This is a genomic window from Streptomyces sp. NPDC036822, from assembly GCF_055609145.1.
On sequence record NZ_JBVJPY010000012.1, the window covers coordinates 173,549 to 199,609 of the forward strand.

General features: G+C 73.5%; 26 protein-coding genes and 1 pseudogene. 13 read left to right on the top strand and 14 right to left on the bottom strand.

Annotation, left to right across the window (positions count from 1 at the left end; translation table 11 throughout):
* Window positions 1-324: pseudogene (locus ACZ68P_RS25675) on the top strand (glycoside hydrolase family 26 protein); the annotation flags it as partial.
* A gap of 33 nt (window positions 325-357) precedes the next feature.
* On the opposite strand, the gene ACZ68P_RS25680 reads toward ACZ68P_RS25675, so the two are convergent.
* The 8 genes from ACZ68P_RS25680 to ACZ68P_RS25715 are packed head-to-tail and all read right to left on the bottom strand — an operon-like array spanning window position 358 to window position 10,026.
* On the bottom strand, window positions 358-1,506 hold the full coding sequence (locus ACZ68P_RS25680; RefSeq protein ID WP_471010038.1) for a GNAT family N-acetyltransferase: 1,149 nt from the start codon (window positions 1,504-1,506) through the stop codon (window positions 358-360).
* A complete protein-coding gene (locus tag ACZ68P_RS25685; RefSeq protein WP_471010040.1) occupies window positions 1,503-2,222 on the bottom strand; it encodes a YveK family protein in 720 nt (239 codons plus the stop codon). Before ACZ68P_RS25685 ends, ACZ68P_RS25680 begins: the two co-directional genes overlap by 4 nt.
* On the bottom strand, window positions 2,219-3,364 hold the full coding sequence (locus ACZ68P_RS25690; protein ID WP_471010041.1) for a glycosyltransferase: 1,146 nt from the start codon (window positions 3,362-3,364) through the stop codon (window positions 2,219-2,221). The genes ACZ68P_RS25685 and ACZ68P_RS25690 overlap by 4 nt, the downstream gene beginning before the upstream one ends.
* Entirely contained in the window at window positions 3,361-4,209 is an 849-nt protein-coding gene (locus ACZ68P_RS25695) for a polysaccharide deacetylase family protein (RefSeq protein ID WP_471010043.1), read from the bottom strand. Before ACZ68P_RS25695 ends, ACZ68P_RS25690 begins: the two co-directional genes overlap by 4 nt.
* On the bottom strand, window positions 4,106-6,115 hold the full coding sequence (gene murJ / locus ACZ68P_RS25700) for a murein biosynthesis integral membrane protein MurJ (protein ID WP_471010046.1): 2,010 nt from the start codon (window positions 6,113-6,115) through the stop codon (window positions 4,106-4,108). Before murJ ends, ACZ68P_RS25695 begins: the two co-directional genes overlap by 104 nt.
* The gene (locus tag ACZ68P_RS25705; RefSeq protein WP_471010048.1) at window positions 6,108-7,418 is read right to left on the bottom strand and encodes an O-antigen ligase family protein; all 1,311 of its coding nucleotides are present in this window, start codon (window positions 7,416-7,418) and stop codon (window positions 6,108-6,110) included. The genes murJ and ACZ68P_RS25705 overlap by 8 nt, the downstream gene beginning before the upstream one ends.
* A gap of 2 nt (window positions 7,419-7,420) precedes the next feature.
* Window positions 7,421-8,875 (bottom strand): sugar transferase, encoded by a 1,455-nt coding sequence (locus ACZ68P_RS25710; protein ID WP_471010051.1) that lies wholly within the window; start codon window positions 8,873-8,875, stop codon window positions 7,421-7,423.
* Entirely contained in the window at window positions 8,872-10,026 is a 1,155-nt protein-coding gene (locus tag ACZ68P_RS25715; RefSeq protein ID WP_471010053.1) for a glycosyltransferase, read from the bottom strand. Before ACZ68P_RS25715 ends, ACZ68P_RS25710 begins: the two co-directional genes overlap by 4 nt.
* Window positions 10,027-10,495: 469 nt before the next feature.
* Between ACZ68P_RS25715 and ACZ68P_RS25720 the strand changes: the two genes are divergently transcribed.
* The 6 genes from ACZ68P_RS25720 to ACZ68P_RS25745 all read left to right on the top strand — a co-directional run bounded on the left by ACZ68P_RS25720 (window position 10,496) and on the right by ACZ68P_RS25745 (window position 14,551).
* Window positions 10,496-10,735 carry a chaplin gene (locus tag ACZ68P_RS25720; protein WP_471010055.1) on the top strand — a complete coding sequence of 80 codons (240 nt, stop codon included), beginning with the start codon at window positions 10,496-10,498 and terminating at the stop codon, window positions 10,733-10,735.
* 256 nt (window positions 10,736-10,991) lie between these two features.
* A complete protein-coding gene (locus ACZ68P_RS25725) occupies window positions 10,992-11,513 on the top strand; it encodes a hypothetical protein (RefSeq protein ID WP_471010056.1) in 522 nt (173 codons plus the stop codon).
* A gap of 246 nt (window positions 11,514-11,759) precedes the next feature.
* Entirely contained in the window at window positions 11,760-12,026 is a 267-nt protein-coding gene (locus ACZ68P_RS25730) for a hypothetical protein (protein WP_471010059.1), read from the top strand.
* A 259-nt stretch (window positions 12,027-12,285) separates the two neighbouring features.
* A complete protein-coding gene (locus ACZ68P_RS25735; RefSeq protein WP_471010061.1) occupies window positions 12,286-13,302 on the top strand; it encodes a hypothetical protein in 1,017 nt (338 codons plus the stop codon).
* A 166-nt stretch (window positions 13,303-13,468) separates the two neighbouring features.
* Window positions 13,469-13,981 (top strand): hypothetical protein, encoded by a 513-nt coding sequence (locus ACZ68P_RS25740; protein ID WP_471010064.1) that lies wholly within the window; start codon window positions 13,469-13,471, stop codon window positions 13,979-13,981.
* A gap of 291 nt (window positions 13,982-14,272) precedes the next feature.
* Window positions 14,273-14,551 (top strand): chaplin, encoded by a 279-nt coding sequence (locus tag ACZ68P_RS25745; protein WP_471010067.1) that lies wholly within the window; start codon window positions 14,273-14,275, stop codon window positions 14,549-14,551.
* Between the two features lie 76 nt (window positions 14,552-14,627).
* Here the strand turns inward: ACZ68P_RS25745 and ACZ68P_RS25750 are convergent, their stop codons facing one another.
* Together ACZ68P_RS25750 and ACZ68P_RS25755 are read right to left on the bottom strand one after the other, a co-directional pair.
* On the bottom strand, window positions 14,628-15,494 hold the full coding sequence (locus tag ACZ68P_RS25750; RefSeq protein WP_471010069.1) for a tyrosinase family protein: 867 nt from the start codon (window positions 15,492-15,494) through the stop codon (window positions 14,628-14,630).
* Entirely contained in the window at window positions 15,478-15,930 is a 453-nt protein-coding gene (locus tag ACZ68P_RS25755) for a tyrosinase family oxidase copper chaperone (protein ID WP_471010071.1), read from the bottom strand. Before ACZ68P_RS25755 ends, ACZ68P_RS25750 begins: the two co-directional genes overlap by 17 nt.
* A gap of 174 nt (window positions 15,931-16,104) precedes the next feature.
* On the opposite strand from ACZ68P_RS25755, the gene ACZ68P_RS25760 reads away from it, so the two are divergent.
* The 3 genes from ACZ68P_RS25760 to ACZ68P_RS25770 are packed head-to-tail and all read left to right on the top strand — an operon-like array spanning window position 16,105 to window position 18,292.
* Entirely contained in the window at window positions 16,105-16,608 is a 504-nt protein-coding gene (locus ACZ68P_RS25760; protein ID WP_471010074.1) for a DUF5949 family protein, read from the top strand.
* 18 nt (window positions 16,609-16,626) lie between these two features.
* A complete protein-coding gene (locus ACZ68P_RS25765) occupies window positions 16,627-17,271 on the top strand; it encodes a vitamin K epoxide reductase family protein (protein ID WP_471010076.1) in 645 nt (214 codons plus the stop codon).
* A gap of 1 nt (window position 17,272) precedes the next feature.
* A complete protein-coding gene (locus ACZ68P_RS25770; protein WP_471010080.1) occupies window positions 17,273-18,292 on the top strand; it encodes a glycoside hydrolase family 26 protein in 1,020 nt (339 codons plus the stop codon).
* On the opposite strand, the gene ACZ68P_RS25775 is transcribed toward ACZ68P_RS25770, so the two are convergent.
* Complete coding sequence (locus ACZ68P_RS25775; RefSeq protein WP_471010082.1) at window positions 18,258-18,881, bottom strand: TetR/AcrR family transcriptional regulator; 624 nt, start codon at window positions 18,879-18,881, stop codon at window positions 18,258-18,260. The genes ACZ68P_RS25770 and ACZ68P_RS25775 overlap by 35 nt on opposite strands.
* A gap of 8 nt (window positions 18,882-18,889) precedes the next feature.
* Window positions 18,890-19,564, bottom strand: coding sequence for a PAQR family membrane homeostasis protein TrhA (gene trhA, locus ACZ68P_RS25780; RefSeq protein WP_471010084.1), 675 nt, complete (start codon window positions 19,562-19,564; stop codon window positions 18,890-18,892).
* Window positions 19,565-19,771: 207 nt separating this feature from the next.
* On the opposite strand from trhA, the gene ACZ68P_RS25785 reads away from it, so the two are divergent.
* Complete coding sequence (locus ACZ68P_RS25785) at window positions 19,772-21,595, top strand: phosphoenolpyruvate carboxykinase (GTP) (protein ID WP_365714319.1); 1,824 nt, start codon at window positions 19,772-19,774, stop codon at window positions 21,593-21,595.
* Between the two features lie 304 nt (window positions 21,596-21,899).
* Here the strand turns inward: ACZ68P_RS25785 and ACZ68P_RS25790 are convergent, their stop codons facing one another.
* Complete coding sequence (locus ACZ68P_RS25790; RefSeq protein WP_365714320.1) at window positions 21,900-22,292, bottom strand: SCO4983 family protein; 393 nt, start codon at window positions 22,290-22,292, stop codon at window positions 21,900-21,902.
* 103 nt (window positions 22,293-22,395) lie between these two features.
* The gene (locus ACZ68P_RS25795; protein ID WP_471010085.1) at window positions 22,396-23,607 is read right to left on the bottom strand and encodes a pyridoxal phosphate-dependent aminotransferase; all 1,212 of its coding nucleotides are present in this window, start codon (window positions 23,605-23,607) and stop codon (window positions 22,396-22,398) included.
* A 164-nt stretch (window positions 23,608-23,771) separates the two neighbouring features.
* Here ACZ68P_RS25795 and ACZ68P_RS25800 point away from each other — a divergent pair, with 164 nt between their 5' ends.
* Together ACZ68P_RS25800 and mptB are read left to right on the top strand one after the other, a co-directional pair.
* Window positions 23,772-24,281 (top strand): hypothetical protein, encoded by a 510-nt coding sequence (locus ACZ68P_RS25800; protein WP_471010087.1) that lies wholly within the window; start codon window positions 23,772-23,774, stop codon window positions 24,279-24,281.
* A gap of 196 nt (window positions 24,282-24,477) precedes the next feature.
* Window positions 24,478-26,031 (top strand): polyprenol phosphomannose-dependent alpha 1,6 mannosyltransferase MptB, encoded by a 1,554-nt coding sequence (mptB, locus tag ACZ68P_RS25805; RefSeq protein ID WP_471010089.1) that lies wholly within the window; start codon window positions 24,478-24,480, stop codon window positions 26,029-26,031.
* The last annotated feature ends 30 nt before the right edge of the window (window positions 26,032-26,061 follow it).

Below are 26,061 nucleotides of genomic sequence, written 5' to 3' on the forward strand. Positions count from 1 at the left end.
CCCAAGCCTGAGGTCCCCCCGAAGGTCGAGCCCAAGCCCGAGGTCCCCCCGAAGGCTGAACCCAAGCCCGAGGTCCCCCCGAAGGCTGAACCCAAGCCCGAGGTCCCGCCCAAGGCCGAGCCCAAGCCGGAGGTCCCCCCGAAGCCCCTGCCGCAGCCGCAGCCGGTTCCCCAGCCCGCTCCCGCGCCCGAGTGCTGGGCTCTGGACCTCGGCTCGTGGGTGGAGAGCTGGATCGGTGGCCCCGTCTGCGTCCCCAAGGGCGGCTGGAAGGACTCCGTGAAGGTCGACTGGGCGGGCTTCATGAACGGCGCCTGGCCGTTCTGACCCGTCACCGACTCCCCACGGCGGCGGAGGAGATCATCCTCCGCCGCCGTTCGTCCGCCCCTGCAGCCGCCGCACCGCCCGGCCCAGCCATTCCCGCTCCCGTGCCTGCCGGGCCGCCCAGCGCCGGCCGTCCGCGGCGCCCGCCCGCAGCCACAGCAGCGGGGCCGTCGCCGGACCGGTCATCATCAGACGCTGGTTGGGGACGGTCTCGGGCCGCCAGTGGAGCTTGTACGGTTCGGTGCCCCGGAGCATGCTCAGCGTCGAGCGCCCGCTCGCGCTGGTCTGACGCGATCCGTGCCGCAGCAGCATCGTCGCCACGTCGACCTTGCGGGCGCGCAGCTCGGGATCGGCGCCGTACAGATAACCCCCGGCGAGCCGGGGTGACATCAGGGTGAGATCGGTGGCCACCACGTCACCGGCCAGCCGGAACTCGGTCACCATCGCGTCCCCCCGCTCGACCATGGGCCGGACGGCCCGCGCCAGGTGCTGGGCGAACCGGTCGCTGGTGTGCTCCGCGGTCACCCCCCGGCCGCGCCACTGGAGCTGGTGCAGCCTCAGGAGCTGCTCCAGGGCCGCCGGGACCTCCTCGCCGCTCACGATCCGCTCGTCGATCCCGAGGGCGTCCAGCTTCCGCAGCTTGGCCCGCACCCGCTGGGCCTTGCCCGAGGGGATCCGCTCCAGCAGGGCGTCCATCGGCACCGCCGGCAGCTCGAGACAGAGCGAGTCGGCCAGCCGCCGACGCGGGCCGCGCCAGCAGGCGTGGACCCGCTCGGCCGCGGCACCGGGTCGCACCTCACGCAGGTCGATCACCGCGCCCCGCGCCACCCCGGCCAGTGTCTCGGCCAGCGCGGACGCGGCCTCGGGGCAGGCGTCGTCGAGGAGGACGTCGGTGAAGTCGGTGATCGTGCCGCCGAGCTGGGTGAGGACAGGGAGCGGCCCGGGTGCGCGCATCAGCGGCGCCGCCGCCACCAGTTCGCCGTCCTGCCGCCGTACGAGGACCACGCGCAGCGCCCCGGGCCTGCCGTACGACAGCCACCAGGAGTGCAGCCACGAGTGGGACTGGAACGGGGTCGCCGTGGAACAGCGGGCGTACAGCGACGTCCACCGCTCGCCGAGCCGGCCGAACTCCGCGCCGTCGCGGCAGACCTCGCCGCGCAGACCGTGCGCGGCGCCCGCGGTCACACCGACTCCGGTTCCGGCCGGCGCGCGTCCGCCGGCACGGACGCGGGCGACGACGGGGCCGACGACCCGGACGACGGCGACGAGGCCGCGGCCGGGCCCGGGACCGGAGCCGAGGGCTGCTGCCGGGTGGAGCCGCCCTCCGGCCGGACGCCGCGCCGGGGCCGGACGAGCAGCACCAGCCCGCCGAGCAGCCCACCCGCGGAGCCGCCGACCAGCGCCGAGAGCGGCGCGGACGGCGAGACGGGTGCGACGGGCTTGGTCGCCCGGGAGAACTGCACGACCTTCACGCCCGTGCTGGCGGAGACGTGCGTGCTGTTGAGGACCAGCGCGCGGGCGACGCCGTCGGCCATCGCCACCGCCTTGGCGGGCTTGGCCGCCCGCGCGGTGATGGAGATCATCGGCGCGTCCGGGGAGGTGGCGGTCTGCACCCCGGAGCGCAGGGTCGCGGCCGACACACCGGCCCACACCTGGGCGTCGCCGGTCACCGCGATGTCGGTGGCGACCCTGCCGTACGCCTGGGCGAACCCGAGGGCGGCCGCCGGGTCCGACTTCTCGCCGGGGACCACGATGACGTAGCTGGTCGCCGCGTACTGCGGGGTCTTCAGGGCGCCGTAGCCGCCGCCGAGGGTGGCGCCGACGAGTACGGAGGCGGGCAGCACCCACCACCGGCGCGGGGTGCGCAGGGTGTCTCTCAGGGCGGATCGTGACGGGTTCATCGGGCAGCTCGCTTAGCGGGAGGAGGGGTGCCGTGGACGGCCTGTTCGTAGAGGGACATCAACTGCCGGGCGCTGTGGGCGATGTCGTAGCGGTGTGCGGCGGCCGGCTGCGGCAGCCGGGCGAGGCGGGCATCCCGGATCCCGCGCAGCGCGCTGATCAGCTCGGGGACGGACGGGCCGATCCGGCGGGCCCCGGGGGCCGCGTCGGGCGGCAGGTCGTCGATCGCCGGACAGGCCACGTACAACGCCGGCAGCCCGGCGGCCAGCGCCTCGACGACCGCGAGCCCGAAGGTCTCGTCGGGGGAGGTGGAGACGAAGACGTCCATCGCGGCGAGCAGCGAGGGCAGGTCGGGCCGCTCGGCCCCCGCGGGCGGCGGGTCCTCGCACGCGCCCACCAGCAGCGTCCGGTCGGCGGCCCCGCCCTCGCGGGCCGCGGAGAGGAGCCGCTCGCGCTCCGGTCCCTCGCCGACGAGGAGCAGCCGCGCCTCCGGCACGGACGCCACCGCCCGTACGAGACGGTCGAAGCGTTTGCCGGGGGCGAGCCGCCCCACCCCGCCGACGACGAAGGCCTCCTCGGGAAGGCCGAGCGTCTTGCGGGTGAGGCGGCGGGCGTCCTCCGCGTAGCCGAAGCGGGCCGTCTCGATGCCGTTGGGGACGACGTGGATACGGGAGGGGGCCACGCCCCATCCCTCCAGCCGGCGGGCGACGCTCGGCGAGACGGCGACCGTGGCGGTCCCGAGCCGTTCGGTCGCCCGGTAGAGCGCGCGGGTGCCGGTGGAGAGGGGCCGGCCCTCGATCTGGGTGTCACCGAGGGAGTGCTCGGTGGCGAGGACCGCGCGGACCCCGGCGAGGCGGGCGGCGATCCTGCCGTACACACAGGCGCGGTAGAGATGGGTGTGGACGAGGTCGTAGCGGCCCTGGCGGACGATCCGGGTGAGGCGGGGCAGCGCGCCGAGGTCGCGGTTGCCGGCCATGCCCAGGTGGGTGACGGGCACGCCGTCCGCCTCGATGCCCCGGGCGACGGGCCCGGGGTGGGTGAGGGTGACGACCTCGTTGCGGGCCGGAAGGTGGCGCAGCATCAGCCGGAGCTGCTGCTCGGCGCCCCCGATGTCCAGTCCCGTGATGACGTGGAGGACCTTCATGACACGTCCGCCGAGGACCGCCGGGCGGTCTCGCCGCCCGGGACCGGCCGGCCGCCCCGGATGTCCCGGGCGTCCTCGGGGGACGTCAGGTCGGCCGGGTAGCGACGGCGCAGGGGGTGCAGGGCGCGCTTGGCGGTGAGCCGCCAGGACGTGTCCTGGTCGTCGATGTGCACCCGCGGCAGCGCGTACACGCCGGTCAGCCGCCCGGGGTCGATGGCGCAGGCGTGGCCGTAGCCCGCTTCCCGTACCGCCCGGATCACCCGGGCGTCGACATGGCCGTACGGGTAGCAGAAGCCGGTCACCGTCGCGCCGGTGATCTCCTCCAGGAGGGCGCGGCTGCGGCCGGTCTCGTCGGCCAGGGTCGCGTCGTCGGCGGCGGGGAGCGAGACGTGCCGCAGACCGTGCGATCCGATCTCCATCCCGGCGTCGGCGATGCGCCGGATCCCGTCCTCGGTCAGCAGCGGCTTGCGGGGACCGTCCTCGTCCCAGGCGTTCTCGCCGCCGAGACGGCCGGGCAGGACGTAGACGGTGGCCGTGAAGTGGTGGGCGCGCAGCAGGGGGAGGGCCGCGTCGAGGAAGTCGGCGTAACCGTCGTCGAAGGTGAGGCCGACCAGGCCCTTGGCGCGCCCGGCGGCGGTCGCCTCGAGCAGCTCACCCACCGAGACACCACGCAGCCCTCGGTCGTTCAGCCAGTGCAACTGCCGGGCGAAACGGACGGGGGAGACGGTCACCCGGTACGGATCATCCGGAACGTCCGCGATCGAGTGGTACATCGCCACCCACGGGGGCGGCTTCGGCAGCAGACGGCGAATCGCGGCGGCGCGGGGCGCCATGACAGCGGGCATGGGCGAGCCTTCGTGATGCGGTGCGGGTGAGGGGCGGGATGTCCGGCGCACGGGCGGCGCAGGCGAGGAAGAGGAGGAAGACGCCGGTGGCGGTCAGGGCCGCGACGCTGAGGGAGAGGACCACCGGGGCGATGAGGACCGAGCAGAGCCAGCCGGCGGCGGTGGCCCAGGCGGCGGCGGTGGCCAGCCGCAGCAGGCCCACGCCGAGGTGGCGGACGTGGACCGGGATGGACTGGCGGTGTGCCCCGGCCAGCAGCATCACGGCGGTCATGGTGATGCCGAGCGCGTTGGCGGCGGCGATGCCGACGGCACCCCACTGCGCCGCCGCCGGCACCCCGGCGGCGGCCGTGACGGCGAGCCCCGCGGCCATCGCGGCGGCCGGGTACCACAGGGGGCGGGCCGCGGAGAAGTAGCAGCGGACCAGCGTGCCGACCATCGTCTGGCCGAGCAGCCCGAGGGCGTAGACGCGCATCACGGCGGCGGTCGAGGCGGTGTCGTCGGCGTCGAACGCCCCCCGCTGGAAGAGGAGTTCGACGATCTGCGGGGCGGCGGCGATCACGATCGAGGCGCCGGTGAGGACGACGACGGCGGCGAGGAGCAGATCCCGTTCGACGCGGCGGCGGGCGCCCTCGACGTCACCTGCGGCCATGGCGCGGGCGATGACCGGGAAGCTCACGGTGCAGAGCATCAGGGACAGGATCATCGGCATCTGCGCCACCTTCTGGGCGTAGTTCAGATGCGAGATGGCGCCGGAGGGAAGGGGGGAGGCGAGGAACCGCTCGACGAGGATCTGGGACTGGCGGGAGAGCGCGAAGGCGATGACCGGGGCGATGAGCCCGAGCATGAGGAGCCGCCCGTCGCCCCCGAGGGGACCGGAGTGCCGCTCCTTCGGCGCCGGCCGCCGGCGCAGCTCCCGCAGCAGGAAGGGCGCTTGGACGAGCACCATCAGCGCGCCGCCGACGGCCACCCCGGCCGCCGCCGACCGCACGCCGAACGGTTCGCGGAGCAGGACGATCGTGCCGATGATCCCGACGTTGTACGCGACGTAGATGGCGGCCGGCGGCAGGAAGCGGCCGTGGGCGCGCAGAGCGGCCGAGCAGTAGCCGGCGAGCGCGAAGGTCAGCACGCAGGTGGCGGTCAGCCGGGTGCAGTCGACGGCGAGCCGGGGGTCGGGCAGCCCGGGGGCGAGGGCGGCGACGAGCAGCGGTGCGCCGAGGATCAGCAGCGCGGAGACGGCGCTGACGGTGAGCGCGAGCCGGGGAAGCGTGGAGCGTACGAGGGCACGGACGGGGTCGCCGGACAGGCCGCCGCCGCGACGGGCGAGGGCGCGGGCGAACGCGGGCACGAGGATGAGCGCCATCGCGTCCTCGATGAGCAGCGTCGAGGCGAACTCCGGCACGGTCCAGGCGATGAGGAAGGCGTCCGTCTCGGCACCCGCCCCGAAGTAGCGCGCCAGGATCTGGTCCCGGACCAGCCCCAGGACGGCCCCGGCGGCGGTCAGCCCCGCCGTGACGGCCGCGGCCCGCGCCAGGAACCTGCCGGACGCCGACCACGGCCGCGACCGCCGCCCCCTCCGGCCCCGGACCCGGCGGTGCTCGCCACCACGCCCCGCGCCCGGACGGGACTCCCTGCCGCCGCCGCCATCGCCGCCGTCCGCGGCCCGGGCGGGCTGCCCGCCACCGCCCGGACGTGGCTCGACGCCACCCGCTGCCCGCTCCGCGGCCCACGACGGCACGCGGGCCGCCGTGGCCACGGCCTGTGGCCGGTGCCCCGGCGGCTGTTCGGCGAGCGGCTGTCCGGCGAGCGGGGGAGCGGCGGGCGGGGGGGCGGCGGCGCCGCTGCCCGGGCCCTCCGGCGGGCGGGGCCCGTCCGTCGGCTCCGGCTCCCCGCGCCAGGGGTCACGCACGCTTCACCTCCGCCAGCGACCACCAGGCCGCCAGGCCGAGGACGACCGACATCAGCACCGTGGAAGGGCCGCCGATGTCCGCGTAGCAGAAGTCGATGAGCTGCCAGGACAGCAGCCCGGTCGCCACCAGCGCGCAGTCCGCACCCCGCGACCGCCGCCGCAGCGCCCCCACGAGCAGCGCCGCCCAGCTGCCGGCCAGCGCCACGAGACCCACCAGGCCCTGCTCGCTCAGCACCAGCAGGTACATGTTGTGCGGGGAGAGCAGTGGCTGGCGCTGGAACGCCGCTCCCGCGCCCGCCGTGTCACTGCCCGAGGACAGCGCGACCGAGGCGTGCGAGTCGCGGTACTGCGGGAAGCCCTTCAGGCCCACCCCCGTCACCGGCTCCGACCGCCACATCCGCCCGGCCGCCGCCCACATCGTGTACCGGTCCGTCACCGACTGGTCCGGCGCCGCCGCCACCTGCGTGATGCTGGTGACCCGCTCCTTCACCATCGCCGAGCCGACCCCGAAGCCGCCCACCAGGACCACCCCGAGCGCGCCCGTCACGAGCGCCACCCGCCCGGCCCTCCGCAGCCCGGAGAGCAGCAGCTGCAGCGCGCACGCGAGCACGGTCGCGATCCACGCGCCCCGGCTGAACGACAGCGTCAGCGGCACGGCCAGCAGCCCCGCGCACACCAGGGCGGCCGTCCGCGTCCGACCCCGTCCGCTGCCCAGCGCGATCCCGGTGACGACGACGAGTCCGTACGAGACGACCGTCGCCATCCCCATCACGTCGGTCGGCCCGAAGGTCCCCACCGCCCGGACGTCCTCACCCATGTACGAGGCGCCCGTGCCGGTCAGGTACTGCGTCACGCCGACCGCGCCCTGAAGCAGCGCCAGGGCGACCAGCGCCCACGCGATCACGGCGAAGTCCCGCCGGTCGCGGATCGTCAGGAGCACGGCCGCCGGGACGAGGACGAAGATCTGGACGTAGCGGGCGACACCCGGCAGGCTCGCCGCCGGGTCGTGCGAGGTGATCGCGGCCAGACAGATCCCGAGGACCGGCAGGCCGAGCACGACCGCCGCCCACCGGGTCAGCGGCCGCGTCCCGTCGCGCATCACCCGCACCAGGCAGATCAGCACGAGCAGCCCCGAGGCCGCGTCCGCGATCGTCCCCGTACCTCCGGTCCCGCCCTCGGCGCCCCCGGCGGCCGGGACGAGCAGCAGCGCGATCACCAGCAGGACCGGGGACAGCGCCACCGCCCTGCGCACCCCGTCGCGTACGCCGTGGAACGGGGTGACGACCGCCACGGCCGTCGCCATCATCAGCTCCCCGCCGGTCGCACGAGCCCGGCGGCGGTCCGCAGCAGAATGCGGACGTCCTGCCAGAGCGACCAGTGATCGATGTAGTGGTTGTCGAACCGGCAGCGGTCCTCGATCGAGGTGTCACCGCGCAGCCCGTGCACCTGCGCGAGCCCGGTCAGCCCCACCGGCATCCGGTGGCGCGCGGCGTAGCCGGCGTGGATGCGGCTGAACTGGGCGACGAAGTACGGGCGCTCAGGGCGCGGCCCGACGAGGCTCATGTCCCCGCGCAGCACGTTCCACAGCTGCGGCAGCTCGTCGAGGGAGGTCCGGCGGAGGAAGTTGCCGACCGCGCTCATCCGCCGGTCGTTGGCCACGCTCCACCGGGTCGCCGACTCCGTCTCGTCGGTCGGGCGCAGCGTACGGAACTTCAGCAGCGTGAACAGCCGGCCGTTCTGGCCCACCCGCTCCTGCCGGAAGAGCACTCCGGGCCCGTCGGCCAGCCGCACGGCCATCGCGCAGACGAGCAGCACGGGCAGTGCCAGGGCCAGGGCGGGACCCGCCACCGCGAGGTCGAGCGCGCGCTTCGCGGTCAGCCCGCGCCGCTCGGACGGCGGCACGAGACGGCGGCAGCCGTACCCCCAGAGATGGTCGCTCATCGGCCCGTCCTGCCCCTCGCCGCCCACCCGCCAGGTCGTGCAGCCGTAGTGCTGGAAGAGCTTCACCAGGCCGGCGTCCTCGGTCAGGAAGACCGCGTCCCGGACGGTGTTCTGGATGACCGCCCGGTGGATCTCCTCCATGCTCGTCAGCACCGGCAGCCCCGGCTCACCGGCCGGCCGCGGGGTCCCGCCGTCCTGCCGGCTGCCGACGATCCCGACCGGCCGGATCCCGTACTCCGGGTGCTGGCCGATCGTCGCCGCGAACCGGCGCGCCGCACCCGTCCCGCCGACCACCAGCGCCGAGCGCGGCTGCGCCCGGGCCACCCGCCGCCGCCGGGCCCGGACCGTGCCGCGCACCACGCACACCGTGGCGAGGTGCGTGGCGTACGCGGCACAGAGGGCGCCGGGACCGAGCGCGAGGGAGGGGGTGAACGCGGCGACGGCGGCGGCCCCCGCGCACCAGGCGACCCCGGCGCGCGCGGCGAGAGCGGGCACCTCGTCCAGGACGGCGGTGAGGGAGCCGGGCCGGTGCAGACCCGCGTACGAGTTGAGCGCGAGGACGCACCCCGCGACCAGCAGCACCAGCCGGACCGCGGGGTACGGAGCGGGCATCAGCCAGGCGGCGAGCAGCACGGCCAGGGCGTCGGCCGCGATGAGCGGCACGGCGGTGAACCGCACCGGCGCGGGGCGGCGCGGCGGGAGCGCCAGCCGGTCCGACGCGTCCCGCGGCGGGGCGAGGGAGGCGAGACCGTGGGCGGCCTTGCGCGCCGAGGGCCAGGGGCCCGGCGAAGGAGGAACGCTCGTGCTTTCCGTAGTCACTGCGCAATCGGCTCTCTGTGCTCGGTGCACCGCACTCCGGCCAGCTCGCGGTACACGTCCGCGACGGCCGCGCCGGTGCGCCGCACATCGAATCTGCTGAGTACGTGCTCGTGGGCCTGGCGGCCCAGGGAGTGCCGCAGCTCCGGCCGGCCGAGGAGGCGGCCGATGGCGGCGGCGAGGGCGGCCGGGTCGTCCGGCGGGACCAGACACAGCGGTTCGTGCTCCGGCGGCAGGCTCTCGCGCGCCCCCGCCACATCGCTGACGACCACCGGCCGGCCGCTCGCCATGGCCTCCAGCGGCGCCAGCGCCATGCCCTCCCAGCGGGACGGCAGGACGACGAGATCGGCCGCGCGGTACCAGGGGGCGATGTCGTCCACGGCGCCGACGAAACGCACCGACTTCGGTGCCCGGCCGCGCAGCCGTGCGGCGTCCGGCCCGTCGCCGACGAGGACGAGCCGGGCCCGGGGGGCGTCGGCGAGGACGGCGGGCCAGGCGGCGAGGAGCACGTCCTGCCCCTTCTGCCGGCACAGCCGCCCGACGCAGACGACGAGGGGGCCCTCGCCCGGTTCCAGGGCGGGGAACCTCGCCGCGGCGGCCGCGAACCTGGCCGTGTCCACACCGTTGTGGACGACCGACCAGGCTCCCCGGACGCCCGCCTTCTCGCCGGTGCGGCGCTCGGCCTCGCTGACGCAGACGATCCGGTGCGCCCAGCGCGCCGCCCAGCGCTCCCAGCGCCGGGCCAGGGCACCGACCGCGCCGTCGGCCGCCTCGAAGGACCAGGCGTGCGGCTGGTACACCGTCGGCACGCGTCCGCGCAGGGCCAGCCGCGCGCACAACCCGGCCTTGGCGCTGTGCGCGTGGACCAGCGAGGGGCCGACGCCGCGGATCAGCCGTGCGAGGTCGCGGGTCTCCCGGACCAGCCCGGGGCCGGGCTCGCGCCCGGCCCGCCAGGCGTGCACCGCGGCGCCCTCGGCGCGGACGGCGTCCGCGAGGGGCGTGCCGGGCGGACAGGCGACCTCCACCCGCATCCCCTCGCCCAGCTGCCCCCGGACCAGGTCCGTGACGACGCGGGCGACCCCCGCGTCACCGGGCTGGACCGCGTGCAGAACGGTGAACGCGGCGGAAGAATCCGATTCTCGTGAGGACCGCACGTCAGGACCGGACGGCGTTCGCGGAAAGGGCGCACAAAGCACCGCGGTGCGCGTCACGAACCGTTGAATTCCGCATACAGGTTCTCCGCTTTGATGAGAGGAGGAAGGGAAGACCCGTGAAGATCGGGAGAGAGGGAGATGTCGTCCGCACGAAAGGGGTGAACGCGCGGCGGGACCGGAAGCAACGTTCGGGAACGTTATAACCCCGATGCCGGGCGATAGTAAGCATTAGATGCCCGGAAACGCTAACTCCCGTATCCGGTCGGCCGGTTCCTCGTTGAGCGTGTTGCGCCATTCCCGGCCCACTCCCCCAAATGGCCCTCCTATGGCCCAAAGATCGGTTGAACGTCACCCGTTCGGGAGCGCAACCAAAGAAATGGGTCCGCGTTGTTGAGGGAGTCGGGCGAAGCCGTGCGCGAGCCGGTCGTCCGGTCCCGAGGCCAAGAAAACAATCGAGGAGCGCTTCCCCATGTCCCGTATCGCGAAGGCTGTAGTCCTGACCATCGGTGTCGCCGCGTCCGTCGCGGGTGCCGCCGGTGTCGCCGCCGCCGACTCCGGCGCCGAGGGTGCGGCCCTGAACTCCGGTGGCGCCGTGTCCGGCAACGTCGTGCAGGTCCCGGTCCACGTGCCGATCAACCTCTGCGGCAACACCGTCAACGTCATCGGGCTCCTGAACCCGACCTTCGGCAACACCTGCGCCAACGTCTGATCTCGCGCCCCGCATCGCGGTCCCTCCAAGGCCGGCGCGCCGCCCCGTCAGGGAGCGGCGTGTCGGCCTTTCCTCGTTCGGACGCACCCTTGTGCGCCGTCCGGTGCAACGGCGTACGCCCCTTGGAGGAGCAGGTCAGAGGGGTGGATTCACCCGAACGGAGGTATGGCGCTGCGTAGCACAGCCGTTGCGGAGCGCTATCACTGCAGGCACGGTGGCGGAGAAGTTGTCCGACGCATAAGGAAAAGGAACACATATGCGTCCCCTGGCATCACGCCGTCTCACCGTCCTGGCGATATCCGCCGCACTCACCCTCGGCGCGGCGGGATCCGCCCTCGCCGACGAACACCACCCCGCCCGCCCCTCCCCGGTCGTCGTGGAAGCGGACGCGCTCACACCGCGGACCGCCGACGAGGTCGCCACCGAGGTCGCCGAGGAAGTGGCCGCCCGGGTCTCCGCCGGAGCCGCCGCGGAAGCCGCGACGCGCACCGATTCCGAGACCCCCGCCCGGAAGGCGGTGCCCGCCGACCCGATCGGCGACACCGTCGCCGCCGTCGAGAAGACGGTGGCGGATCTGCTCGCCTCCCTTCCCCTCGGAGGCGTCACCGATCTGGTCTCGCAGGTCACCACACCCCTGACCTCGCTGATCGACCAGCTCGTGAAATCCCTCCTCGGCGGGCTCCCCCTGCCCGACCTCCCCGCACTGCCGGAGCTGCCGGCCACCCCGCCGGCGAATGCGCCGCAGCTTCCCGCCGAGGCGCCCCTCTCCGCCCCGTAGCGGCGGCGCACGAACCCGCGCCGTGCCGGTCCGGTATTCCCGGACCGGCACGGCGCTCGCGTGTGCGATCGGCAAATAGGACCGCGCCCCTTCGTTCGGGTGCAGTGTCGAGAAATCCTTCCTCCCGGAGTTTCCGGGGAGCGAACGTCTCGTTACAGAAGACGGAACGACGTACAGGAATCCGCCAAGAAGCCTGTGCGGCAAGCGACTTGCTTGTGAAGACGTCATCGAGGAAGGACTCACTCCATGAAGCCCACCAAGGTTGCCGCGGTCGTCGCCGGTTCTGTGATGGCGCTGGCCGCCGCCGCGCCCGCCATGGCCGCCGAGCCGACGGCCGTCCCCACCAGCCTGGACGGTGGTCTCGGGGCGCTCAGCAGCGACGGACTCAAGACGGACACGCTGAGCAGCACCACGGACGGCTCCGTCGTCGAGACCGTGGGGGAGACCACGGAGACGCTGAACGACACCAGCAAGGGCACGCAGCTCCTCGGTGGCCTTCCGCTCGGCGGCTGACGGCCGCCCGCACCCTCGCTCCACCCGGCGGGCGCTCGCTCCCTCCGCGTCCGACCGCTGCCCCCTTTCGGCTGATCGAATGACTCTCCCCGATCGCCGACCTGTGGTTCCGGTCCCCGCGGTGCGCCGCTCCTTACGCTCTCGCCAACCCCATGACGACCGGTCCGTCGACGACCGACGTACCGAATGCGTGGACAGGCCGGTCGGAGCGAGGGGGGATTCCCTGCCGGTCTCTCCCTTTCTCCAGAGGAAGAGCGGTATGCGATCCATCATCAGCAGGAAGCTGCTCACCGCCGCGGCCGCGACGGGTGTCCTGTCGCTGACCGGCGGCTTCGCCGCGTCGGCGGAAGCCGTGCCCGGCACCGCCACGGGCCGGCACCCACAGGCCCACTCCGCCGCGGACGAGGCGGGCGGCCACGGCCACGGCCACGAAGACGAGTCCGGCGGCTACGGCGACGAGCCGGACGGCTACGGCGACGAGCCGGGCGGGTACGGCGACGAGCCCGGTGGCTACGGCGACCAGCCGGACGACGAGTACCCCCAGCCACCCGGCACCCCCGACCAGCCGGACAGCCCCGGCGGGAACCCCGACCAGCCGGACACCCCCGGGGGCCCCGGCAGCCCTGACCACCCGGGCGGCCCGGACAACCCCGGTACTCCTGATACTCCGGGCGGCCCCGGTAGCCCGGACACCCCTGGTGGCCCTGACCACCCCGGTACTCCTGACACCCCGGGCGGCCCCGGCACCCCTGACCACCCTGGTCACCCTGACAACCCGGGTCAGCCGGGAACCCCCGACCACCCCGGTGGCCCTGACACCCCGGGCGGCCCCGGCGGGAATCCGGACCAGCCCGGGAATCCGGACCAGCCGGACACCCCCGGCGGCCCTGGCAGCCCTGACCACCCCGGCACTCCTGACACCCCCGGCGGCCCGGACCACCCCGGCACTCCTGACACCCCCGGTGGCCCCGGTAGCCCGGACACCCCTGGTACTCCTGACAACCCGGGCCAGCCGGGAACCCCGGATCAGCCGGGCACGCCCGACCAGCCTGGAACCCCCGACCAGCCGGGCACGCCCGACCAGCCGGCGTCCCCGGACGACGACACCCCCGGCGCGCCGGGCGGGCCTGGCAGGGCCGTGCTGCCGGAGACCGGGAGTGCGCCCGAGCTGTCCGGTGCCGCCGCCGCGAGCGCGGCGCTGATGGTCGGCGGGGCCGTCATCCGCCTCCGCGGCAGCCGCCTCGTCCGCGCCCGGCGCTCCGAGCGCGACGGCTGACAAGCCACGCTGACGCGCCGTCAACCGAGCCCCCCGCCGTCACCGGTGGGGGGCTCTCCCGTTGCTGCAACCAGGCGAATTTTCGCGACGTTTTCCGCGGCGGGCTCGTTCACAGGAGGCAGCACCACCGCACCCTTGTCTCCTGCTCTGAAGGACGTACGCAGTCATGAATCTGCGAGCTCAAGCCGGCATGGGAATCCTCATGACCGCTCTCGCCTCCGCGGCCATGGCGGCCCCCGCGACCGCCGCTGAGGCGCCGGTGATCGTTCCGCTCCAGGGCCTCGAGCCGGTGATCCCGATGGACGCCCCCACCGTGGCGAGCGGGGTCCCCATGCCCGTCCCCGGAGCCCCCACCGGCTTCCAGCACGGCCGCGCCGCCGCCCTGCCGGACGTCGGCCTGCCCCAGGTGCCGCTCGGCACCACCGTCCCGGAGACCCTCGTGGCCGCCCCGCTGCCCGAGGTGCTGGACGGCAGCCGGCCCGGCACCGCCCAGGTGGCCAACCCGCGCGCCCGGATGGCGACCGCGACCCCCGGCGCCACGCTCGGCAACCCCCTCACCCAGCCGCGCGGTGAGCACGCGGGGCTTCCCGCCCTCGCGGAGCCGCAGCTCGGCGTCATCGGCCCCGCCGTGCGGGGAACGCTCGGCCCCGAGCTGGGCCTGGCGCAGCCGACGGCCTGACGGCGTTCTTGTGTGCGACCGACGACCCGGCGGGTGAAGACACGATTCTTCCCCGCCACCCGAGGGGTCGTTGCTCGTTACACCGGAAGGCTTGTCGCATGGCCGCGGCTCGCAGATCCGGGGGTCCGCTCCGTCGTATCCGGCGGCGGGCGGGCCACCGGTCTGCGGGCCACTCTTTCCCGATGTCGTTCCGTACGGCCTAAAGGCCGTGACTCGCGCGCCCTTTCGGCGTTGAAGGGGAACGACGGCCGTGATTCTCGCGGTCGATTTTCCACGTCCAAGGAGTTCTTGATGTCTCGCATCGCGAAGGCTGCCGCTGTTCTCGCCGGCACGGGTGCCGTTGCCCTCAGCGGAGCCGGCATGGCCGTCGCCGACTCGGGTGCCCAGGGTGCCGCGCTCAACTCGCCCGGTCTGGCCTCCGGCAACGTGGTGCAGGTCCCGGTCCACGTCCCGGTCAACCTGTGCGGCAACACCGTGACCGTCATCGGCCTGATCAACCCGGCGTTCGGCAACCAGTGCGCGAACGTCGACGGTCACGACGAGCACCGTGACGGTGGCTACGGCGCCTGATCCGCCCGGACACCGAGCCGATCACCGAGCGGCCCCCCGGCACACCTGCCGGGGGGCCGCTTCGTACGCCCGCACCTCACGCGTACCGGTAGATCGCGCTGTGGTCGAGCATCTGCGCCGGGGTGACGCCCCACGGCCCCATCCGCTCGTCGAGGGCCGCGATCCGACCGCGCTGCGCGTCGCCCGGCGGAGGCTGGCGCCTCGGGAGGTAGCCGGCCCGCGGGTGGCGCTGCTGCCAGCGCGACCAGAGCAGGTCGACGAAGGAGTGGTGCAGCCAGAACACCGGGTCGTTGACCGAGGCGCCGCCCAGCATCAGGCCGCCCACCCAGCGGTGCACCCGGTTGTGGAGCCGGAAGCGGTCGTTGGTCCGGCCCGGGCCCCACCCCTCCAGGCCGTTGCGGAAGCCGGAGGCGCTCGTGGAGTTCCAGGGCGCCACGTCGTACACCGTCTCCCGCATCACCGCGTCGACCTGCGCCCTGGTGGGGAGCGTGAGGGGGCTTGACGGGCGGCCGAAGTCCCGGGTCAGGAAACCGCCTTCGGTCATGCCGTAGACGATGTTCCATCGCCCGCCCGCGTGGGCGAAGGGGCCGGTCGTCACCCGGAGGTCGCCCCGGCGTCCGTTGCCGCCCATGAAGTCCTCGCCCCAGAGGGAGGCGGCAGGGGTGTTGTCGCGGGTCCAGTCCCAGTAGGGCACGGTCACCGTCGGGTCGATCCGGCGCAGCTCCCGCTCGAACTCCAGCAGGAACTTGCGGTGCCAGGGCAGGAAGCTGGGCGTCGCGTGGGCCAGGCGGAGGCGGGTCTCGCCGTCGGCGACGTAGTAGTCGATGTGCGTACGGACGAACTCGTCGTACGTGCCTTGGCGCTTGAGTTCCAGAACGGCGGAGACGAACTTCCTCCGCTCGGCGCTGGTCAGGTCGCGCTGGTTCTTACGCGTGTGGACCACGCGGGCTCCCTCCCGGGCCGGCGCCGTGACCGCCCCGGACGCCGTGGACCGCGGCGAGACGGGACAGGGGCGCGGACCCCAGCTGGTCCACGGCCGCGCGGGTGGCCGCCCGTGGCGTCGGACAGGATTCGTAGTGATCGACGGGGGTGAGATAGCCGCCGTCGGCGCAGCGCATCAGATGCAGCGGCCGTCCGTCGACGAGGACCTCCGGCACGCCCGTCGGCGTGGCACGGGCCTGGATGCGGCGCCCCCGGTACATCTCGTCGAACGTCTCCTCGGAGGCGTCGGCGGTGCGGGAGGCGTCGGCGGTGTCCGCGCCGGCCGCGGGGCGGCCCGTGCGCGGGGTGGTGGTGATACGGGCGAGTACGCCGCCCGTGAACGCGGCCACGGTCAGGGTGAAGAGGGACCGCAGCGCGACGCGACGCGAGACGATCATGAGCGATCTCCTGGTGGTCGGGAGTCCCCCGCCGGAGGCGAGGGGAGAATGCCCTCAGGGCTTAACGACGGAAACGCCCATTCGTTGCGAGGGAAATACCGCCGGGGTGAATATCGGCCGATCGGGTGAATTCCTGCCCGAGCGAAAGGCGTTCGGCCACTAGCATCCCGAGGCATGACCTCTTCCCCTGTGGTTTCCTCGGAACTCAGCGCCTCCCCGCTGGGAACGCTGACCGTCGTCTCGTGGACGACCGGACCGGTCGGCGATACCCCCATCACTCCTTTCCTGATGGTGTATTCACTCGGCGACGGCCGTGACGGCCCGGAGGCCGGCGAAGAAGCGATGCGGTCCGCCCTGGAGGGCATGGGGCTGCCGCTCGGTGGCCAGGTGGTCGACGTGGCGAAGGAGCCCAGCGTCGGTGCCCACCTGCTCGTCGAGGCCCAGCAGGCCGTGCTCACGCTGCCGTTCATGAAGGTGCAGTGCCCGGTGCCGGCGGAGTGGGAGGCGGCCGCGAAGGCGATCGGGCACGCCTACCTCATCTGTTCCGTGCGTCCCTGGCCCGAGGCCGTGCCCGGCGAGCCGGTCTCGGAGGAGCGGCTGCGGGCCTTCGCCTCCGACGAGGAGGTCCTGGCGGCCGGGGCGCACCTGCTTCTGCCGGTGCGGCGGCTGCAGCGCTGAGCGGCGGGGGGCGGCGTCATGGCGACGGTGAGCGTACGGGGCGGGGTGCCGGAGCAGCGGCAGGACGGGGCCCGGGAGAGCGGCGGGGTGATCGGCGCGAGCCGGGCCTTCGCCTGGATGCTGGTGGTCACCGGCGCGGCCGGCGTGCTGTCCGGCTGGGTCATCACGATCGACAAGTTCCTGCTCCTGGAGGATCCGGACTTCCAGCCGGGATGCAGCCTCAACCCGGTGGTCTCCTGCGGCAACATCATGAAGAGCGAGCAGGCGGCGGTGTTCGGGTTCCCCAACCCGATGCTGGGGCTCGTGACCTACGCGATGGTCGTCGCGGTCGGTGCCGGGCTGCTCGCCGGTGCCCAGTACCGGGGCTGGTTCTGGCTGGGGCTCAACGCCGGGATGCTCTTCGGCGTCGGATTCTGCACCTGGCTGATGTACCAGTCGCTGTACGAGATCAACTCGCTGTGCCTGTGGTGCTGTCTTGCCTGGGTCGCGACGATCGTGATGTTCTGGTACGTGACCTCGCTGAACGTCCGGGCGGGTCTGCTGCCCGCGCCGGCCGCCCTGAAGGGGTTCTTCGAGGAGTTCACCTTCGCCCTGCCCGTCCTGCACATCGGGATCATCGGGATGCTGATCCTGACCCGGTGGTGGGACTTCTGGACCAGCTGACGTGACGTCATCCCTCCGGCCGCGGGTACCACTGACCGTGCTGCTCGCGGCCGTTCTCGCGCTGGTCCTGCCGGGCGACCGGCTCGCGCCGGGCTCCCGGTACACCACCGCGGAGCCCGCCGCCCCCGAGGCGGGTCCGGTGCCGCTGACGGTGCCGTCCGGGTTCTTCACCGGCTCCGACGAGACCGGTGTGCGGCGGATCGGCGAGCTCCAGCGCTGGCTCGGCGGCGCGCCGCTGACCGTGGGGCACACCTATCTGCCCGGCGACCGCTGGTCCAACATCGAGGGGCACCCGGCGCTCTTCGAGCCGTGGGCGCGGTGGAAGGAGGCGGGGCCGGGGCGGCTCTTCGTCCTCAACGTGCCGATGCTCGACCGCAGCGAGGAGGGGCTGCCGGACACCGAGGTCCGGGCAGGGCTGCGCGGCGGGGCGGCGGGGGCGTACGACGTCCACTTCCGCGCCCTGGGGGAGCGGCTCGTGGCGCACCGGCTCGCCGACGCGGTGCTGGTCCTCGGCTGGGAGATGAACGGCACCACCTACAGCCACCGCTGCGGGCCGGACCCGGAGAGCTGGAAGACGTACTGGCAGCGGGTCGTCGGGGTGCTGCGGGCCGTGCCGGGGCAGCGTTTCCGCTTCGACTTCACCGCGAGCCGGGGCCGTGACGCGGTGGAGTGGACGCGTTGCTATCCGGGTGACGCGCACGTCGACATCATCGGGATGGACGCCTACGACCAGCCGGAGGGACTCGACTTCGCCGGGCAGGTGACGGAGGAGTACGGCCTTGCGGACCACGTGCGGTTCGCGGCGGCGCACGGCAAACCCGTCTCGTACCCGGAATGGGGCCTCTTCCGCAACGGCGACAACCCCGAGTACGTCCGGGGGATGCTCGACTGGTTCGCCCGGCACCGGCCCGTCTACCAGACGTTCACGGACTACTGCCCGCACGGGGTGTGGGCGTGTGCGGACAATCCGGAGTCGGGGCGGGTCGTCAGGGGCGCGTTCGGAGCGTCAGGCCGCCCTTGAGGGCGTCGACGGTCCGGTCGAGGAGCCGGATCAGGTCGTCGTGCCGGCCGCGCTCGGCCCAGTAGACGGTCGCCTCGCGCAGCGCGCCGAGGACCGCCGCCGTGAAGACCCGTACCTCCAGGTCGTCGGCGGCGCGGCCGGTGCGGTCTGCGAGGGCGCGGGCGAGGCGCTGGGCGGTGTCGGCGGTGGTCTCGGTGAGCCGGGCCCGTACGGCGGGGATCTCGACCATGAGCCGGGCCCGCAGCCGGGTCTCCTCGGGCTCGTCGGCCAGCGCCGCGGACACCGCTTCGAGGATCACGGCGCGCAGCGACTCCAGCGGCTCCTCGCCCGCCGGGCGGGCCCGCAGCCGGGCCTCCATCAGCGGGTCCCGCTCGTCGGTCAGGAGGATGTCCTCCTTGGCCGGGAAGTAGCGCACGACCGTGGAAGGGGACACCTCGGCGGCGGCCGCGATCCGGTCCACGGTGACGGTCTCCCAGCCGTGCGCGGCGGCGAGCCGGTAGGTGGCCTTCCGGATCGCCGCGCGGGTCCGGGTCTTCTTGCGCTCGCGCAGGCTGGGGCGTTCGGGACTGTCGGCGGCCATGGCCGTCATTGTGCTGGTCAGGAGTGCTTGTAGGCCACCAGGGAGATGCCGACGTAGTGGACGGCGAAGGCCGCCAGGGTCAGCGAGTGGAAGACCTCGTGGAAGCCGAACCAGCGCGGGGAGGGATTGGGGCGCTTGAGGCCGTAGATGATGCCGCCCGCGCTGTACAGCAGCCCGCCGACGACGACGAGGACGAGGACGGCGATGCCGCCCGCCCGCATGAAGTCGGGCAGGAAGAAGACGGCGGCCCAGCCCATCGCGATGTAGCAGGGCGTGTACAGCCAGCGAGGCGCGCCGACCCAGAAGACCCGGAACGCGATGCCGGCGGCCGCCGCCACCCAGACCGCCCACATGAGCGGCCGCCCGGTGGAGTCGGGGAGGAGCAGCAGGGTCAGCGGGGTGTAGGTGCCCGCGATGATCAGGAAGATGTTGGCGTGGTCCAGGCGCCGCAGGATCGCCTCGCCGCGCGGGCCCCAGGTGCCCCGGTGGTACAGCGCGCTGATGCCGAAGAGCAGACAGGCGGTGAGGACGTAGACCCCGCAGGCGATCCGGGCCCGGGGCGAGTCGGCGAGGGCGACCAGGGCCACACCCGCCACGATCACCGCCGGAAACATCCCGGCGTGCAGCCAGCCTCTCAGCCGGGGCTTCACGAACTGCTCGATCTCGTTCACCGAGGGGATGGCGGAAGTCATGAACCGAATGCTACCTACGCCCCCGTAGGCGCCGAAGAGGAGTGGCGATGCTCACGTGGGCGGCCCTCTGGACATATGGGCACGCGCATCGGATGATCAAATGAGTGCGGTCGGCACCGGATGAGCGCGAGCGTCTCCACACGAGAAGCATCCGGGTCGCAGCCCCCAAGGGGCCTACATCTAAAAACCCCTCATCAAGGAGCAATCGTGGCGCGCGACAACGCGGCTCCCACCACCGTCCCCACCAAGCACCAGGAACTGGTCTCCTGGGTGAACGAGATCGCGGCGATCACGCAGCCGGACGACATCGTCTGGTGCGACGGATCCGAAGCCGAGTACGAGCGTCTGTGCGAGGAGCTCGTCGCCAAGGGAACGTTCAAGAAGCTGGACGCGATCAAGCGCCCGAACTCCTACTACGCCGCCTCCGACCCGTCCGACGTCGCGCGCGTCGAGGACCGGACCTTCATCTGCTCCGAGAAGGAGGAGGACGCGGGCCCGACCAACCACTGGAAGGCCCCGGCGGAGATGAAGGAGGTCTTCGCGGGTGAGAAGGGCATCTTCCGCGGCTCCATGAAGGGCCGCACGATGTACGTCGTGCCCTTCTGCATGGGCCCCGTGGGCTCGCCGCTCTCCGCCATCGGCGTCGAGATCACCGACTCCGCCTACGTCGCCGTCTCCATGCGCACCATGACCCGCATGGGACAGGCCGTCCTCGACGAGCTCGGTACCGACGGCTTCTTCGTCAAGGCCGTCCACACCCTCGGCGCTCCGCTCGCCGAGGGCGAGGCCGACGTGCCCTGGCCCTGCAACACCACCAAGTACATCTCGCACTTCCCCGAGACCCGCGAGATCTGGTCGTACGGCTCCGGCTACGGCGGCAACGCCCTCCTCGGCAAGAAGTGCTACGCGCTGCGCATCGCGTCCGTCATGGCGCGTGACGAGGGCTGGCTCGCCGAGCACATGCTGATCCTCAAGCTCACCCCGCCGCAGGGCGAGTCGAAGTACGTCGCCGCCGCCTTCCCGTCGGCCTGTGGCAAGACCAACCTCGCCATGCTGGAGCCCACGATCTCCGGCTGGACGGTCGAGACCATCGGCGACGACATCGCCTGGATGCGGTTCGGCGAGGACGGCCGCCTCTACGCCATCAACCCCGAGGCCGGCTTCTTCGGCGTCGCGCCCGGCACCGGCGAGCACACCAACGCCAACGCCATGAAGACCCTCTGGGGCAACGCCGTCTTCACCAACGTCGCGCTCACCGACGACGGCGACGTGTGGTGGGAGGGCATGACCGAGGAGCTCCCGGCCCACCTCACCGACTGGAAGGGCAACGACTGGACGCCCGCGTCCGAGACGCCGGCCGCCCACCCCAACGCCCGCTTCACCGTCCCCGCCGCGCAGTGCCCGATCGCCGCGCCGGAGTGGGAGGACCCCAAGGGCGTGCCGATCTCGGCGATCCTCTTCGGCGGCCGCCGCGCCTCGGCCGTCCCGCTGGTGACCGAGTCCTTCGACTGGCAGCACGGCGTCTTCCTCGGCGCCAACGTCGCCTCCGAGAAGACCGCCGCCGCCGAGGGCAAGGTCGGCGAGCTGCGCCGCGACCCCTTCGCGATGCTGCCCTTCTGCGGCTACAACATGGGCGACTACATGGCCCACTGGATCAAGGTCGGCAAGAACGCCGACGCGTCCAAGCTGCCGAAGATCTACTACGTCAACTGGTTCCGCAAGAACGACGCCGGCAAGTTCGTCTGGCCCGGCTTCGGCGAGAACAGCCGCGTCCTGAAGTGGATCGTGGAGCGCCTGGAGGGCAAGGCCGAGGGTGTCGAGACCCCGATCGGCATCCTCCCGACCGTCGACTCCCTGGACACCGACGGCCTGGAGCTGCCCGCCGAGGACCTGGAGTTCCTGCTCAAGGTCGACCGCGACGTCTGGCGCGAGGAGGCCGCCCTGGTCCCCGAGCACCTGAACACCTTCGGTGACCACACGCCGAAGGAGCTGTGGGACGAGTACCGCGCGCTGGTCGAGCGCCTGGGCTGATCCCGCCCCGAGACTCGTGACGGGTTGCCCACGACAACCGCCCTGACCAGTGGGGTCACGACGACCCGTCACGATGCATGCCGGCCCCCGAAGCCCCTCACAGCTTCGGGGGCCGGCCTTTTTCGCGGTCCGGCCTTCGGGTGACGGCGACACCGTGGCCCGGCCCCCGGGGAACGGCGAAAGCTCCGCCTTCTCCGGGCGGCCGCCAAGGGGCCGCACTCGGCATCGGGGCGGAGCTGGGGGCTGGGGTCAGGAGTGGGTGGCACCCGGTCCGCGCGCCTCCCCGGCACGCGGACCGGGGCCGTCAGGGGGCGCTGACCAGTTCCGGAGAGGTCAGTGCGGCGGAGTGCGCGTCCATGCGCTCGGCGGCGAGGATCGCGGCGGCGGTGTCCGCCCGGGAGGCGGCGACGACCAGGGCACGGCCCGCGAGGGCGTGGGCGCGGCGGTGGAGGGACGGGGCGGAGGAGCCGCTCAGTCCGGCGTGGCGGGCCGGGGGCGCGCCACGCAGCCGGGCCACCTGCTGGGCGATGCGCTCGCCGGCCGTCGTGTCACCCAGCTCGTCCGTGACGGCGAGCAGGGCGGAGAGGTGTCCGGCGAGCTGGATGTCCAGCTCTTCCTCGCGGGAGCGGTGCGGGTACGCGTTCTGGTCGTCGTCGGCCATCCGGTGGACCGACTTCGTGCGGATCGGTTCGTACATGGGGATGGCCTCCTGCGTCAGCTATGCAGCCATCCTAGCTTAGATTCCGTCTAAAGTTGAGTGCCGTCCGGGAGGGCCGGCCCCCCCGGGGAGGGGGCCGCCGTCACGGCTGGCCGTAACCGTCCAGGAAGTTGCCGATCCGCGTCACCGCGTCCGCCAGGTCCGTGGCGTTCGGGAGCGTGACGATGCGGAAGTGGTCCGGCTCGTGCCAGTTGAAGCCCGTGCCGTGCACCACCATGATCTTCTCGGCCCGCAGCAGGTCGAGGACCATCTGCCGGTCGTCCTTGATCTTGTAGACGTTCGGGTCCAGGCGCGGGAAGAGGTACAGCGCGCCCTTCGGCTTCACACAGGTCACGCCGGGGATCTGCGTGAGCAGGTCGTACGCCACGTCCCGCTGTTCCAGCAGCCGCCCGCCGGGCAGCACCAGGTCCTCGATCGACTGCCTGCCCTGGAGGGCCGCGGCCACCGCGTGCTGCGCCGGCATGTTGGCGCACAGCCGCATGTTGGCCAGGATCGTCAGGCCCTCGATGTACGACGTGGCGTGGGCCTTCGGTCCGCAGACCGCGAGCCAGCCGGAGCGGAAGCCGGCCACCCGGTAGTTCTTGCTCATGCCGTTGAACGTGAGGACGAGCAGGTCGGGGGCGAGCGCGGCCGTCGGGGTGTGGGTCGTGCCGTCGTAGAGGATCTTGTCGTAGATCTCGTCCGAGCAGACCACGAGGTTGTGACGGCGGGCGATCTCGGTGAGCGAGCGGAGCATCTCGTCGTCGTAGACGGCGCCCGTGGGGTTGTTCGGGTTGATGATCACGATCGCCTTGGTGCGGTCGGTGATCTTCCGCTCGATGTCGGCGAGGTCCGGCATCCAGTCCGCCTGCTCGTCGCAGCGGTAGTGCACGGCGGTGCCGCCCGCCAGGGAGACCGAGGCCGTCCACAACGGATAGTCCGGCGCCGGGACGAGCACCTCGTCGCCGTCGTCGAGCAGCGCCTGCATCGACATCTGGATCAGCTCGGAGACGCCGTTGCCCAGATAGATGTCCTCGACGGAGAGCGGGATGCCCTTGGTCTCGTAGTGACTCATCACCGCGCGGCGGGCGGCGAGCAGGCCCTTCGCGTCGCCGTAGCCGTGCGCGTCGGCGAGGTTCCGTAGGACGTCCTCGAGGATGGCCGGCGGGCACTCGAAGCCGAAGGCGGCCGGATTGCCGGTGTTGAGCTTGAGGATCCGATGACCGGCAGCCTCGAGTCGCATCGCCTCTTCGAGCACCGGGCCCCGGATTTCGTAACAGACGTTGGCGAGCTTCGTGGACTGGATCACCTGCATGACGTGAGCTTACGGCGGTGCCGGGTCGGGCGCCTCGTGTTTTGGGACACGCCGGGCGGTTCGGACGTCCCGCCCGGGCGGAGCCCCGGGGGAGCGGGCGGCCGTGTGTCCGGAATGTGACCTGGCTCGCACCGGGCGTGGCGCGCTCCCTAGAATGCGCCGCCATGGACCACCACCAGGAGCACGGCGCCGTCGGCGCCCCGCGTCACCGCGCACGCCATCGGTCGGAACGTTCCGGCCGGGGCGGCCGGAACGTCGTCGTGGGCGCCGGGCTCCTCGTCGCGGTCGCCGGAGCAGCCGTCGTCGCCGTCTTCACGGGCGCTCTCGGGTCCGGGGCCGGCGGCGGACCGTCGCCGGCCGGGGACGGCGAGCACCCGGGAGCGCCCGCGCTGATCCAGCCGGACACCTCCGGCGGCGACGCGGAGGACGGGGCCGACGGATCGGCCGGCGCGGACGGGGCCGAACGGGGTACGGGTGCCACGGGAACGCCGTCGCCGACCGTCTCCGCGGGTGCGAAGGGCACCTCGCCGAGCGACCCCGCCGGTGCCGGCGACACCGGGTCGACCGGCGGGTCCACGAGCGCTGCCACCGCGACCGCGACTGCCACGGCCTCCCACGAGAGGCCCGGCAGGGCCGACTCGGCGCCTGGGGCGTCGAAGCGCCCCAAGGAGTGAGGGGAGGGGCGCCCGGGAGCGATGAGGGGGCGTCCGGGGCTGGGGGCGGAGGGTGCCGGGGGCCGGCGGAACGGGTGGCCGCGGCCGGGGCGGAGGGGCGTCCCGGGCCTGGGGAACGGGTGACCGAGGCCGGGGGCGAAGGGGCGTCCGGGAGCGAGGGCGGGGTGCCCGGCGCGTCAGGATAGGTTGACCCGTCATGTGGGTTTCGAGTGCGAGCGCCGCCGGATGCCGGTGGCTGGGGGCGGCCGGTTCGCTGGCCGTCGCCGTCGGCGGCCTCGCGGCGGGGACTCTCCCGGCGCGTGAACCGTGGGGCGTCTGGGTCCCCCGGGGCTCCGGGATCACCCTCGCCGCCACCGTCCTCGCGTACGCAGGGCTCACCCTGCTCGTGGCGGCCTGGTGGCGGTACGGCCGGCTGCTCGCGGCCGGGGCGCGCGACCGGGTCCTGGTCACCCTCGCCTGGTGGACCGCCCCGCTGCTCCTCGCTCCGCCGCTCCACAGCGCCGACGTCTACAGCTACATCGCGCAGGGCGCGATGGTCCTCGAAGGCCACGACGTCTACGGCGAAGGTCCCTCCGTCCTCGGCCCGGGCGACCTCGGCGCGGACGCCGCCGACAGCGTCGGCGGGCACTGGACCGACACCCCCGCCCCCTACGGACCGGTCTTCCTCGTCCTCGCCCAGGCCGTCGTGAAGCTCACCGGTGGGGAGATCGTGCCCGCCGTCCTCGGAATGCGGCTGATCGCGCTGGGCGCGCTCGCGCTCATCGTGGTGTCCTTGCGGGCCCTGAGCAGGGGCGGCGGGGACGTCAGCGGGGACGGTGGGTGCGCGGGAGACGGGCGTGCGGGTGCGCTCTGGCTGGGCGCCCTCAACCCGCTCCTGCTGATCCACGTCGTCGGAGGCATGCACAACGACGGCCTGATGATCGGGCTGATGCTAGGCGGCGTGGTGCTCGCGGTGCGCGGTCGCTGGGTGCTCGGGTCCGTCCTCGTGGGCCTCGCGATGATGATCAAATCGCCGGCGGCGGTGGCCCTGCTCTTCATCGGGGTGCTGGTGGCGCGGCGGGACGGGGGCGTACGCGGTGTGGTGCGGGGCCTCGTCCTGCCGGGGCTGGTGGCCGGTGCCGTGGCCGTCGGGGCGACGCTCGCGGCCGGGACCGGGTTCGGCTGGCTGCGGACGCAGAGCGTCGCCGGGACGATCCACACCGCCCTGTCCGTGACCAGCGACGTGGGGCTGGGGCTCGGGCTGCTGTTCGGCGACGGCCCCGAGCCGGTCAAGGGCGTGGTGCAGAAGCTCGGTCTCCTGGCGGCGCTGGTCGTCATCGGGGCGCTGGCCTGGCGGGCCTGGAAGGGGCGGCTCGATCCGGTCCTCGGCCTCGGGCTGTCGCTGGTCGCGCTGGTGGCGCTCTCGCCGATGGTGCAGCCGTGGTACGTGCTGTGGGGGACGGTGGTGGTCGCGGCGGCCGCCGGGACGACGGCGGCGGGGGTGCCGGCCGGGGAGGGCTCGGGGGAGGGCTCCCCGGACGGCCTGAGAGGCCGGGTGGGGCTGGTGCTCGCCGTGGTGTCGGCGGCGCTGGTGTACGAGACCGCGCCCACGGGGCGTACGCCGTGGTACGGCTTCGTGGTGGCGGGGCTCGTCCTGGCGGCGGGGCTCCTGTGGGCCCGGCGCGGGCGGGGCGGCGGGCCCCGGGCGACGGTGCCCCGGCAGGCGCGGGCGTCCGTGGCGGACGGGCACAGGGAGCGGACGCGCCCGTAGGGGCGCCGTCCCGTGTGCCCACCCGTCCCT